The following is a 13,329-nucleotide window of genomic DNA, read 5'->3' on the forward strand; positions in this document are numbered from 1 at the left end:
GACATGCTAACTTAGCCGTCATAGAAAGTTAAGAAATAAATCTTAATTTTAACTTATGAAACAAGTGCGCAAAATGTATGACAAAGCAGTCCAGTTGAGTTATGAGCTAGCAAACATATCAGAACTCGCCAGAGAGTTAGGAGTAACAGCCACAAAGTTGTATAAATGGCGCAAAGAGTTTCAGGTGTTTGGTGCAGGAAGTTTTCCCGGAAAAGGAAATCTAAAACTAACACCCGAGCAAGAAAAGATTCATGAACTGGAGAAAAGACTTAAAGATTCCGAGTTGGAGCGTGTTATATTAAAAAAAGCAATCGGCATTTTTTCCATGAGCGGTCGATGATTTATTGTTTCATTAAAAACAATGAACAACTATTTCCGATTGAAAAAATGTGTAATGTTTTATAAGTGAGCAACGGAAGTTATTACCAATTGAAAAAACAAATAATCACCGCAAGACAAGAACTGAAAATTGCCATAAAAGAACAAATAACATCGATTTATTTTGAATCCAAACAAAGCTATGGAAGTCCTAGAATAACATTAGAACTTCATAGTTTAGGCTATAAAATTTCAAGAATTACTGTAGCAAAATATATGAAACAGTTAGGCCTACGAAGTAAATTAAGCAAGAAGTTCAAAGTAATAACCAACTCGAATCATAATTATTTAGTCGTCGAAAATGTATTAAACAGAGCCTTTATTGCAAATATACCTTTAAAAGTATGGGTTTCGGATATTACTTATATCCAAACCAAAGGAGGATTTGTGTTTCTGACGACTATTATGGATTTATACGATAGAAAAATTATAGGCTGGAGTTTAAGTGATGGAATGAGTATAGATGAAACCACGCTTAAAGCTTAGAAAATAGCAGTTAAAAACCGAAATATTGAAGAAGGTTTGATTTTCATTCTAATAGAGGTATTCAATATGCTAGCAAAAAGTTTGTAAATGTTCTTGATTCCAATAAAAAAATAACCTGAAGTATGAGTAGTGGAGGGAATTGTTGGGATAATGCTTTAGCAGAAAGCTTCTTTAAATCCTTGAAAACGGAATTGATTTATGGGAACAAACTAATTTCTAAAGAACAAATGAAACTGGAAATCTTTGAATACATTGAAGTTTGGTACAACAGAAAAGAAAACATTCAGCTTTGAATTATGCAACTATTGAAGAATTTAATAATCAAATTAATTACAAAAATGTAGCTTAACCTAATGTGTAGTTTTTATTTGCATATCCAGTACTCATAGTAATGTTACTTTAGGTGTCCCACTGTGACTAGGTGTGTCTCTGTGTGCCATAAATTGGCCAAAAAAAAAATATTTTTTGTACCTAAGAATTTGAGGTACAAATAAGGTACGAATCTAATCAAAATAACACATAATATCAAAAAGATAATACAAATAAACGAGTTAAAATATTGTTTATCAATATTTTAACTCGTTTATTTGTTTTGTTATACTTTGTTCTGCTACTTCCCGATGCAGAAATTATTATTCTATATTTTATAAGGCTTAAAAGCTTATGAGGTACAGTATGGGAATAATTTTTTTTATTTTTTAACGGAAATTAGCAATTTTAGAGTGAAAAAAATATAGTTTGTTGTCTGCCCTTTAATCATTCCTAATTATAATCAATAAATTAACCACTTTACAAAGATATTAAATAAATACGGTCTTCTTTTTAATGATTTTTGTAGTTTTTTTTAAGAGAAAAACTGTACTATTTTTGGTCAAAATTTGCTGCTAATTTCTGTAAAATTATCCCTAGAAAAGTTCTTGATTGATTTTTAAATATTTAATTATTTAAGGCATGTTTTTTTTAAAGATAATAGTTTAAGAAGTACTTCTTCCATCTTTTTCATTATCCTGTAGTATCGTGACAGTATTCTCATTTACTAGTTAGATAAGTGGAGAGGTAAATCTAAGCATTACAACAGCGATCTTTAATTTCTATCCGACAATTCTCACTAATATTTTCATATTTCGTAATTTATTACGTTCTTGCCGCTAAAAAGAACAATATCGTTTCTTTTATTTTGGTTTCCATTGGTTTCACTTTAAACTAGACATTTAAATATAATTTTTATTGAGTTGGATGATTTATATTTAGTGACCTGAAATTAGAAATATGGTTTAAAGTAATTTGGTTCTTTGCTGGGTTTGGTATAGGAATTGAAGGACGGTTTAAAAAAAAATCAAGCTGTTACGGAAAGTCGTAAAGAGAGTGATGAAAAATGTTTGATTTTTACGGGATTAGATGGATAATGGATTATTGCATTTAATTCTTTTCTTTGTAGAAACGGATTGCAAATCAGTGAAACAGCTGCTGAGACATATCTTTGAAATCCGGTAAACTGTTGATTTTTAAATACATTATTTATTATTTTTCGATTTTAATTCAATTATAAATATAAAAAAATTACAAAAAAAATAGTTATGAGTGATTCAAAATTACCTAAAGCATTATTAGATGGAATTAAGGACGGTAATATTATACTTTTTTTAGGTGCTGGTGCAGCTTTTGACTCTATCCATAAAGACGGAAAAAGACCTCCAACTGGAAATCAATTGGCAGATTTAATTGCAAAAAAGTTTTTAGGTGAAGATTATTTAGGTAAAGACTTGCAATATATATCAGAACTTGCAATTAGTGAAACAGATTTATTTAGTGTGCAAAAATTTGTCGCAGACATCTTTATGGAATTTAAGCCAGGAGAACACCATAAATTAATTCCCATGTATAAATGGCACTCAATTTATACTACAAACTATGATCTTATTATTGAAGAATCTTACGCTAGAAATCATAAAAAACAACAAGAACTAGCTACATTCGTCAAAAATGGCGAACGAATTAATGATAAAATGATATTTCCTAATTCATTAATGTATAATAAATTACATGGATCTATTACTGACATTGATGATAAAGAATTGCCTTTAATTTTAACTCCTGATCAGTACATTGAGCATCGTGAAAATAGAGATCGACTTTTTCATAGATTAGAGGAATCTTCATATGAGCAACCCATTGTGTTCGTTGGTTTTAGTTTTGCTGATGCAGATATTAGATTTACACTAAAACATTTAGAAAAAATAGGTAATATTCGTCCACGATCTTATATGGTAGGTCCAAACATTACTGACGCTGAACAAAGACTCTGGGACCTAAAAAAAATCTCTACTATAAAATTATCCTTTAAAGATTTTATGCAAGAAATAAAATCTAATATCTCCGAAAATGAAAGGATTTTAAGTACGATCTTGATAGAAAAACCTACTCATTTAATAATGAGCAGATTTTTATCAGGTTCGGCAAGCCCTAGTGAGCGATTGATTAAGTTTTTAGATAATGATGTGATTTATATACATGCTGATTTGCCGGAAAAAAATACAGATCCACAAGAGTTTTATAAAGGATATTTTGATGGATGGGATGCAATTATCAAAAATTATGACGTCGAACGAAGTATTAAAGACTCAATTTTATCTGAAGTTTTTTTAATTGAAGAAAACCAAAGAATTTCCCAACAAGAATTATATTTAATAAAAGGTAACGCTGGTTCAGGGAAGACAGTTCTATTGCATAGATTGGCATGGGACGCTGCAGTGACATATGAGAGATTATGTATATACTATAAAACAGATAATAAAATTGAATATGATAGGCTTTCGGAATTATTTTTATTATCAAGGGAGAGAATCTATTTGTTTATAGATAATATTACTGAAAGGACTGATGATTTAGAGTACATATTAACCAGAGCAAAAAAAGATAACGTTTTACTTACTATTATTTCAGCTGAACGAGTAAATATTTGGAATGTTAATGGTGAACGACTGAGCAGTTATCTAACAAGAGATTACACCTTACAATATTTACGGGATAAAGAAATTGAAAAACTAATTGATTTATTAACTAAATACAAATCGCTTGGATATTTGCAAGGAAAAACTATTGATCAACAAAAAGAGGCACTGTCTGAAAAAGCAGGAAGAGAATTACTAGTAGCTTTATACGAGGCTACTGCAGGTAAGCCTTTTGCCGACATTGTGATGGATGAATATAATTCTATACCTAATGAAGAAGCAAAAAACTTGTATTTATCAATTTGTATTTTTCATCGAATTGGATCATATGCACGTGCAGGAATAATTTCTAGACTTCATGGTATTAATTTTACTTATTTTAAAGAGCATCTTTTCAAACCTTTGGAATCTGTTGTTTACCATAAAAGAAAATACGAAATCAATGATTTTGTATTTTGCAGTCGCCATCAATATATAGCTGAACTGGTTTTTGAGCAAGTACTCGTTGATTTAGATGCACGTCATGACAAGTACATAAATATTATCTCAAAATTAGATATCGATTATGATAGTGACAGACAGGTATTTACTGCTTTAATAAATGCTAGAAGTTTACTAAGTATATTTAAAGATGTATTAATGATCCGATCAATATATAAAACTGCTTATAGAAATGTTGGAGAAATTGCTTCAGTTATGCAACAGGAATCCATCTTTGAAATGAATGCAGAAGGTGGAAATTTAGAAAAAGCTTCATCATTGCTAGATCGAGCCCACGAAATTGATCCCCACAATGGATTTATCGCTCATTCTAAAGCCGAATTTCTTTATAAAAAAGCTGAGAAATCTAATCAACAATTAGTAATTAATAATTTACTATTAAGCGCAAAAGAAATTTGCAATGATATAATTTCAAACCGACGAAGTAAAAATATAGTACATGCGTATCACACATTATTAAAAATATGTTTATTAGAATTAAAGAACTCAATAAATGATCTTAGTGAAACTATTGAAATAAAAATTCAACAATTTGAAAAAACATTAAATAAAGCAAAATTAATTTATCCCCAAGAAAGTTTTTTTCATGACGCCGAAGCTAGCTTTAATAAACTTATTAATAATACACCACGAGCGTTAGAAAGTTTAAAAGCTGCATTTATTGCTAATACCCGTAGTCCCTATTTGGCTACCAGACTGTGCAATTATTACGTTGATGAAGGGCAAATTGACGATGCTTTATCAGTTTTGGACATTTCGATTGCCGAAAATGAAAATGATAAGGATTTAAATTATAAATATGCTAAGCTGTTAGCCGAAAAGTCGCCTGAAAAGAATATAGACCTAAAACATTATTTAAGAAAATCATTTACAAAAGGAGATAAAAGATACGATCAGCAATTTTGGTACGCTCGATGTTTATACCTCTTAGGTGAAAAAGACCCTGCTATGGAATATTTTAATCATTTAAAAGAAGTTGCATTAGATGTAAGAATAAAAAGAAAATTACATGGATATATAACCGATGATGGTAAAAATAAGGTATATGAGGGCACAGTAACGAAGATTGAAAACTCTTTTGGATTTATTAAGAAAGATTTTACTGGCGACTCATTATATTTTAGCAGGCATATGACTGATAGTATAAGGTATAATTCGAGAGTGAAATTTAATATAGCATTTAATTATAATGGACCAATTGCTGAAATAATTTAGTAAGTCTGATTGTACTGGTTTAGAAAACTTCTTTTTCTTATATTCGTTTGCGGGAAAATAAATAGCCTATTTCATTCAAAACGCTGAGTTTATGAGAACGGATTTTTTTTACTAGCATTAATACAAAATATTAAATTAATGAAACTATTGAAAAAAACGTATCAAGTAACTGCAGCTATAATACGAAAAGGATCAAAGATCTTAATTGCAAGGCGTGCGCTAAGCAAACATCTTGGCGGTTTTTGGGAATTTCCAGGAGGTAAAATTGAAGAAGGAGAAACAGCGCAGGAATGTTTAAAGAGAGAGTTAGAAGAGGAACTTGGAATTATTGTGAGAGTTGGTAAATTTTTCATGCAAAATGAGCATCATTATGACGACAAAATTATTTTGCTGAAAGCATATGATTGTGAACATATTTCTGGAAATATAGAGCTTAACGATCACGATCAAATAGAATGGGTGGAAAAGTCTGAATTTGTAAACTTTAAATTTGCTCCGGCTGATATTCCATTTATAAAAGCATTAAATGGAGAATAATAAGGTTACAAGCACTGTTTATTCAATTCAATCATTTCTTGAGATCGAAGTGGCTATTTGGGGCACCCTTTTGATGGAGCATCATTTCAGTTGTATGCAAGAACCAGCCAGTTATTCTCAAAGAAAAGCCTGGTTTGATTGTTTTACTATTTTGAAACGAGAGCTTACATTATTAATGTTGCCAGAAGATCTTGCTAGAAATATATTTGTAGTATTCGAATATGAATTACCTAGAGAAAGAGGACGTAGACCAGATGTATTAGTTCTTAGCGGAAACAACTTAGTTGTATTAGAATTTAAAGGATATTCCAACGAAAATCAAGCTCAAATTGATCAGGCAAAACATTACGCAAGAGATTTAAGAAACTATCATGAGCAATCTCATCATTTGAATGTTGTACCCGTTGTAGTTTTAGCTGCTGGGAATAAAATTCCGCATAATGTAGATGATGTTAAAATACTTTCAGGAGATAATCTTCATTTATTATTACTTGATCTCGTTAAAGATCGATTTATGAATATTGATAATTGGTTTGAAAGTGAATATGCACCGTTACCATCACTAATTCAATCCGCACAATTGTTGTTTAAAGAAAAACATTTTCCTCAAATAAAAAAAGCAATTAGCGCAGGTATTCCATCAACCGTGGCCAAATTAGAACAAATCGCAAAACAATCTGAATTTGAAAATTCGCATCATTTAGCACTGATAACCGGAGTTCCTGGAGCGGGTAAAACTCTCGTAGGTTTACAATTTGTATTTGAAACACATCTACAAAATGAAAAACAAAAAGCAGTCTTTTTATCGGGTAATGGGCCTTTGGTCCAGGTTTTACAGTTTAGTTTAAGTAATTATAATTTTGTTCAATCTGTACATGGGTTCTTAAAGCAATATGCTCATTCAAAACAAATTCCATCTGAGAATGTGATTATTTATGATGAAGCACAACGCGCATGGGATGCCGATAAAGTAACTAATTCTCATAGAGAAAGTACAAACGCTGAACCAACAGATTTTATCAATATTGCAAATAAGAAATCATATTGTTTATTGATTGGTTTGATTGGAGAAGGACAAGAAATACATTTAGGTGAGGAAAGCGGAATGGAACTGTGGTCCAAAGCACTAGATCAATCTACCATAAAATGGACTGTACATTGTCCTGAAAAACTTAAAAACAACTTTTTTCAACAAGAGCTTGAAGTTGTTGATGAGTTTAATTTAACAACTTCATTAAGAACGCATCAAGCATTAAAACTTCAACAATGGGTTGAATGCTTATTGGAAGACAAAATTACCGGCTCAAAGGGAATGATGGAGAATTTATTACATGAGGGTTACCCAGTCTATGTGACAAGAGAACTTGAACTTGCCAAATCTCATGTTAGAAATAAGTACTCTGACGAACCCAATAAAACATTTGGTTTTATAGCTAGTTCAAAAAGTAAAATTTTGCCTAAATACGGAATAGGAAATGATTATAATTCCACAAAATCTTTTATAGTTTCTCAATATTACGTTGATCAAGCAAATACTTCCTACTGTAGAAATCTGAATAGCGTTGTTACTGAATTTGCCTGTCAAGGTTTGGAGTTGGATATGCCAATATTAGCTTGGGATGCAGATTGGATTTATAACAGTGGCTGGAAAGATATGGTTCCAAATAAGAACGCAAAAGATTCAAAAAAATTAAGAAAAAATAGTTACCGAGTATTGTTGACCAGAGGTAGAGATGGCTTAGTCATATTCGTTCCAAACGAAAGTTCACTGGATAACACATACCAAGTTCTGCTTGATGCAGGATGTAAAACATTATAAATTATGCCAAATTACCTGTTCGGAGATATTGAAGGAATTAAAGAAGGAGCTACTTTCAAGGATAGACAAGAACTTAGAGATGCTGAAATACATTTGAAACCAGTTAATGGTATAGACGGAAATCCTTACGTAGGTGCTTCATCAATTGTTTTAAATGGGGGTTATGTGGATGACTATGATCTTGGAAATGAAATTATTTATACTGGTGAAGGTGGCAGAGAAGGGGGTTCAAAAAAACACACAAAAGATCAAAGTTGGGACGCAACTGGAAACAAAGCTCTTATTGTTAGTGAAATGCATGGACTGCCTGTAAGAGTATCACGAGGTTGTAAACATAAAACAGCTTATAGTCCGACTATCGGTTATCAATATGGGGGTTTGTATACCGTTACAGATCATTTTGAAGAAAAAGGAAAAGATGGCTTTGTTATTTGTAGATTTAGATTAGAAAAAGTTAATCCATTAAATTTAGTTGTAAGCCAAGTCAAAAAGACATTATCAAGTGGTTCTGAAGAATCAAAACGAATTCCGACTACAACTCTAAGAATCGTTAGGGATACTAAACTTTCTTTAGAGGTAAAAGATCTTTATAATTATTCTTGTCAAATTTGTGGTATTGAAATTTCTGTTCGCGGAGTTAAATATGTAGAAGCGGCTCATATAAAGCCATTAGGGAAACCACATAATGGGAAAGATCAACCAGGTAATATAATTTGTTTGTGCCCAAATCACCATGTGATGCTTGATAAAGGAGTCTTTGCAATAGAAAATGATCTTACTGTAAATGGTATAGAAGGAGTTTTAACAATTCATAATGATCATCAACTTGATAAAGAGAACTTAGAATATCACAAAGAACATATTTTTATCAATGATTAAGGCTTAACTTATATTCAAATTAATATTTAATTTCTAAATCAGCAGCAACGGATCAAGATGCGGACCAGGTTCTAAAAAAGCTTGGCAGTTTTTAGAAGATTATTTTGTTTGGTAGGATGAACAAGAGGAAGAATAAAAAGTCACTTAAAAAGTAAAAGCTATGGATATAGTTAGATTTAAAATCACACCTAAAACGATTAAAATCGAGGTTCGTAACACGAATAATTATGTATTTGATTTTAATAAAGCTGTAGAAATGGAGAAAGAAGATCGAGATGTATTATTGAAACTGTATACTTCACTAGATTTGCTTTTTAGGAAAGAAAATAATCAGGAGTGCAAAAACTATATTTCACCAAATCAAACGAATATACTTGACCAGATCAATGAGGTTGGGGAGTTTGAATAAACAAAAAAAAGCTGTAGATTAAGGCAGCTTTTTTATTTTGACGTGATAGTTGTTACAAATTATATTAAGAAATTCTCTAAGAAACACTTCTTTTCCTCAAAATCAATATTCTTGTTTTTTAAGAATTTAATGTTTGGTCGCTTGGCGATGTTCAGGGACTAAGAGAACTATACGGTCAATAAGCACTGAACTTGAATAAAAACCCATGTTAGCAGCAGAGTTTTTAGTTATTCTTCTAATTGCTTATGAATTAATAAAAGATGGTTAATAACAGATTTGCAAGTTTCATAATAAAGTTCTGCACTGTAGATTTTTGATTTCAAATCTTCAATATTTTTACCTAAATAGACCTTTATTATTACGTGCTCATCTCTTTGAGTAAAAGAACCAAATTCTATACATTCTCTATTATAGTTATCAATAAAATCTACTGAATTATGAATACTACAATGCGCCATATAGTTTCTAAGCATTTTTATGTATAGCAATTTGTCTGCTACTTTATATCCGTCTTCAACTTTTGGAAGCAATGAATTTTTATTTAGTGCATTAAATAATGATATTTTTTTGTCAAAGTCCAATACATCTGAAAAAAGGTGCTTTTCAAGAATATTCTTTGTTGATTGAGTTCCAATGTAATCAATTAATATTTCAGAAATTATTTGCTCAATTGTGATTGCAAATTCGACAACAGTTGACCGAAGAATTTTAACATCGTTCATTAACTCACTGTATTTTTCTTTGCTGACAGATATTTGTCTCATAGTAGTTAGGTTTAAATCAACATTATAAATTTGCTGCTAACGTTCTGTTACTACAGCGGGTTTGGTAATAAATTAAGCTATTTTCGGATTTGAAAAAATATCCCAATTATAAAAAAAACTTTCTATTTAGCCAATTGCCTAATCCGTTGTAGTAGCTTTTAGTAGACGTTTTTTTATATCATTCCTGTTAATACATACTTTTCAGTCAATCCTTTTCTGGTAAATAAATCGTCTTGCTTTCTTGCCGAAATTAACAAACTATCAATTTCTCCTTCTGGTTCGTCCCAAAGATTGTGATTAAAAAGTCTATTTAGACAACTTGCAATTCTGTCTTTTTCACTTGCATTCATTACGCTTCTGTATAAAAGTTTTTCTCTGTCTTCATTTGTCATTAAGTTAAATGACATTACTAAAATACTTTTAAGATATGGTGCCCAAGTCAAAACTGCTCCTTTATGCCAAATTCTTCTCGCTTTTAGTTCAATGTTTGTTAATGATTTTCCTCTGGAGTTTTGTACCCAATTATTTAGTTTTCCATATTCAACCAATATTGTAGATAATTCTTTGAAATTTTCCAATTCTTCATCTCGATAATCTCCAATAGATTTGAAATTTGCAGTTGATGGTTCTAAGTACAAAGTATTTGGAAAAATTGCAATTTTCAGCAAGTCGATCGATAATGCAAAACTATTATCTCTTGATGCAACAGCAGTAAATTCATTTATTGCTGTTAATTCTATTGCATTAGTTATAATCGTACTTTTAAGCATTTGTTTTGCTTCTGCTCTAGTATGGTTTTTCTCTGCAACAAGATAGTTTACAAAGTTTTCTTCAGAATGTTTTTCAACTGGTTTAGTTGATGTGAATTCGCCTAACATTTCTTTGTAAATTACCGAAAGTCTATCAAGTAAAGTAGAAGTATAAAATGGAATTTGTTTATGTTTTGAATGCGCATCAAGATTTGTAATCATCAAATCGTCAAAAAGTTTTTTTGATTTAAGAACTTCTAATGGTGACAAATATGCTTTTATATCAACTTCGACTGAATTATTTAGAACTTGACCTGCAAGTTTATGTTGCCCGTCAAAAAGTTTAATTCTATTGTCGATTAGTCGAGCAATTGAAGGAGCAAGTTGTGGATGGTCTTTTAAATGGTCACGCAAACTAATTAATCTTTTGTAATCAATTACTCTTGGTTGCAAACCTTCTTGGTCGTCATTTTCAAGCCATTTAATTGGAATTCTACCGTAAAAATATTGTACGTTAAGTATTTTGTCAAACAAAAGAGTAAAAGTTCTTTCGTCTATTCCGTCATTTATTTTTATGCTTTCTGTTTCAGTTGTAAAATGAAAAGATTTGGCAGAAATATCTTTTAATGAAAAAATATCTTGTAGTTTGATATTATTCTTTTTGTCGTTAAAAAGTTTTTCAAGTTTGTAATTATCTCTAAAATCGTATAACGATTGGTCAGATTTTCTTCTGTTGTATTCTTTTAAAACAATTCTGATATTTGTAATATCGCTATCGCCTTGTTTTGAAAAAGGTAAAATATGGTCGTATTCAATTTCATCGTCTGCACCAATTATTTCTCCCGAAATAAAACATTTTAAAGAACCGTCTTTGTCTTGTTGTTGAATTCTAACCTGTTGTTTTTCTACGTCTGATATTTGTCTTTTCATATTTTATTAAATGTCGTATTTATTGCGGTTTCTATACAATGGCTACTAACGTCTGTTTGTCTAAAAACCTAAAACAAGTCTCTGAGTATTCCATATCTGAGATTTTTAAAAGATAGGAGTCCGAGAACAAAAATTTAAAAGCGAGGTAGTTAGACAGTTTGATGTTCCGCGGCTTGGCGGTATGGGACTAAATGAAGCCCTATTGCTGATTTGCCATATTAGCCCTAATATAAAAACAGTTTTCCATTAAGCCAATTGCCTAAATCTTGCGAAATTCTAGCTGTTTTGCAAAGTTTTTTGTTTATGAGAATTGATAGTATCTTATTTCTCTTTTACTTTCCGATTTTACTTCTCCATTAACGGCAAATTCAAATTTTATCCAATTACCTAATTTGTCGTAATCATACCGATACGAATATTCCGTAGTTCTTCGTTTGTCTTTATGGACTAATTTGAGAATGTTGTCATTATCATCATATTGAATTTCCTCTGTTGAAAATGTGTCTCCATTTGGACTAAAGCTTTCTGTAGAAGCCACATTGTTTCTGCTATTATATTTATAATTAGATTTTCTTGAAAGATTATTTTTATCATAAATTTCAATTTCAGTGATGTTTGTTTTAGTATTTGAATCACGAAATATTTTAAACTCTCTATCGTCGCCTTGTAATTCAGAGAACTGTTTTACTACTTTTAGATAGCCAGAATCATCATAAATTCCAGTCAATAGTACATCATAATCTTTTCTGAACTCTTCAATCATTAAGTTTTGACTATTGTGCTTAAAATAGACAGCTTCGACAACCATATCGTCTTCGTCGAATACAAGTTCACTTTTTAATAGCCCATTTTCATATAAATACTCTTTCTTAAGATAAAGTTGGTCTCTTTGATCTGTCTCTCTATAAGACGTCAATTCACCTCTTTCATCAAATTCTGAGATTTCAAACATTTGTTTTTGCGTAGGCGCAAAGGGTAAGTTTGAAAACTTGTTTTTTGTATTTATAACTGTTTTCACCTTCCCTTTGAGGTTGTTTTTAAAATGGTCAGTACTATTGACAGGCGAGAATAATCCTCGGTCGTCAGGAGAGAGAAAGTAATTTTTAAACATTTTTGTTGAATTAGTTTGGTTAGAAAATTTGCACAACTTGTATATATGAGAGATAAACCTTTGCAAAGCATACTTGATTTAATTGGATAGGCAAAAGTTTGTTTCTTTTTTTCAAATATAGTAAAATATTTACAAAAAAAATAGAGAGGAATAAATTGAAAAGCCCTGGACGTTAGTCTAGGGCTTTTTTAATTTAAGTAGTTTATGAATGTGTTGGATATCTTCCAAAAGCAACCATCAAAGCTTCAGATCTTTCAATCGCTTCTTCAATTTTAATTATATCGGAATTATCTAAAAGCATTGTAATATCTTCTATCTCTTGATTTTGTGCAGGGTTTAGTTGTTGATCAAAATCTTTTGCGAATTTTTCAATTGCTGTTATAATATATGTTGCGACTTCACCACAATCAAAAGCGTAATTAAATAATAAATCTTCTTTTCTAGCAGCGTCCGTATTATCTCTGGAAAGTACAAAACTTCTTTCTAAAGCTCTAAAAGTGTCTGCGTTAGCACCGGGTACGCCATATCTACCACATTGAAAGGCACTTCTAATCAAATATTCATAGCGTAATGCAAAATCATCCATTTTAATTTTATTTT

At 30.7% G+C, this 13,329-nt stretch carries 12 protein-coding genes; 8 read left to right on the forward strand and 4 right to left on the reverse strand.

Going from position 1 to position 13,329, the window contains the following annotated elements:
* The first annotated feature begins 55 nt into the window (after positions 1 to 55).
* The 8 genes from ACNQF9_RS06975 (at position 56) to ACNQF9_RS07010 (ending at position 9,175) form a co-directional block, all read left to right on the forward strand.
* The gene (locus ACNQF9_RS06975; protein WP_417989916.1) at positions 56 to 340 is read left to right on the forward strand and encodes a transposase; all 285 of its coding nucleotides are present in this window, start codon (positions 56 to 58) and stop codon (positions 338 to 340) included.
* 65 nt (positions 341 to 405) lie between these two features.
* The gene (locus ACNQF9_RS06980) at positions 406 to 864 is read left to right on the forward strand and encodes an IS3 family transposase (RefSeq protein ID WP_417989917.1); all 459 of its coding nucleotides are present in this window, start codon (positions 406 to 408) and stop codon (positions 862 to 864) included.
* 122 nt (positions 865 to 986) lie between these two features.
* Positions 987 to 1,157 (forward strand): IS3 family transposase, encoded by a 171-nt coding sequence (locus ACNQF9_RS06985; protein ID WP_417960228.1) that lies wholly within the window; start codon positions 987 to 989, stop codon positions 1,155 to 1,157.
* A gap of 1,284 nt (positions 1,158 to 2,441) precedes the next feature.
* Positions 2,442 to 5,531: a P-loop NTPase gene (locus tag ACNQF9_RS06990; RefSeq protein WP_417989918.1), complete on the forward strand. Its 3,090-nt coding sequence runs from the start codon at positions 2,442 to 2,444 to the stop codon at positions 5,529 to 5,531.
* Positions 5,532 to 5,669: 138 nt separating this feature from the next.
* Positions 5,670 to 6,068: an 8-oxo-dGTP diphosphatase MutT gene (mutT, locus tag ACNQF9_RS06995; protein WP_417989919.1), complete on the forward strand. Its 399-nt coding sequence runs from the start codon at positions 5,670 to 5,672 to the stop codon at positions 6,066 to 6,068.
* Positions 6,058 to 7,887: a DNA/RNA helicase domain-containing protein gene (locus ACNQF9_RS07000; RefSeq protein ID WP_417989920.1), complete on the forward strand. Its 1,830-nt coding sequence runs from the start codon at positions 6,058 to 6,060 to the stop codon at positions 7,885 to 7,887. The genes mutT and ACNQF9_RS07000 overlap by 11 nt, the downstream gene beginning before the upstream one ends.
* 3 nt (positions 7,888 to 7,890) lie before the next feature.
* The gene (locus tag ACNQF9_RS07005; RefSeq protein ID WP_417989921.1) at positions 7,891 to 8,766 is read left to right on the forward strand and encodes a YDG/SRA domain-containing protein; all 876 of its coding nucleotides are present in this window, start codon (positions 7,891 to 7,893) and stop codon (positions 8,764 to 8,766) included.
* Positions 8,767 to 8,926: 160 nt separating this feature from the next.
* Positions 8,927 to 9,175: a hypothetical protein gene (locus ACNQF9_RS07010; protein WP_417989922.1), complete on the forward strand. Its 249-nt coding sequence runs from the start codon at positions 8,927 to 8,929 to the stop codon at positions 9,173 to 9,175.
* 227 nt (positions 9,176 to 9,402) lie between these two features.
* Here the strand turns inward: ACNQF9_RS07010 and ACNQF9_RS07015 are convergent, their stop codons facing one another.
* The 4 genes from ACNQF9_RS07015 to ACNQF9_RS07030 form a co-directional block, all read right to left on the reverse strand.
* Entirely contained in the window at positions 9,403 to 9,939 is a 537-nt protein-coding gene (locus ACNQF9_RS07015) for a hypothetical protein (protein WP_417989923.1), read from the reverse strand.
* A 173-nt stretch (positions 9,940 to 10,112) separates the two neighbouring features.
* A complete protein-coding gene (locus ACNQF9_RS07020) occupies positions 10,113 to 11,618 on the reverse strand; it encodes an HNH endonuclease domain-containing protein (protein WP_417989924.1) in 1,506 nt (501 codons plus the stop codon).
* 301 nt (positions 11,619 to 11,919) lie between these two features.
* Positions 11,920 to 12,729, reverse strand: a complete 810-nt coding sequence (locus ACNQF9_RS07025; protein ID WP_417989925.1) for a hypothetical protein — start codon at positions 12,727 to 12,729, stop codon at positions 11,920 to 11,922.
* A gap of 202 nt (positions 12,730 to 12,931) precedes the next feature.
* Positions 12,932 to 13,315 carry a hypothetical protein gene (locus ACNQF9_RS07030; protein ID WP_417989926.1) on the reverse strand — a complete coding sequence of 128 codons (384 nt, stop codon included), beginning with the start codon at positions 13,313 to 13,315 and terminating at the stop codon, positions 12,932 to 12,934.
* Positions 13,316 to 13,329: the final 14 nt, after the last annotated feature.

It is taken from the genome of Flavobacterium amylolyticum, from assembly GCF_048284335.1.
GTDB lineage: Bacteria > Bacteroidota > Bacteroidia > Flavobacteriales > Flavobacteriaceae > Flavobacterium.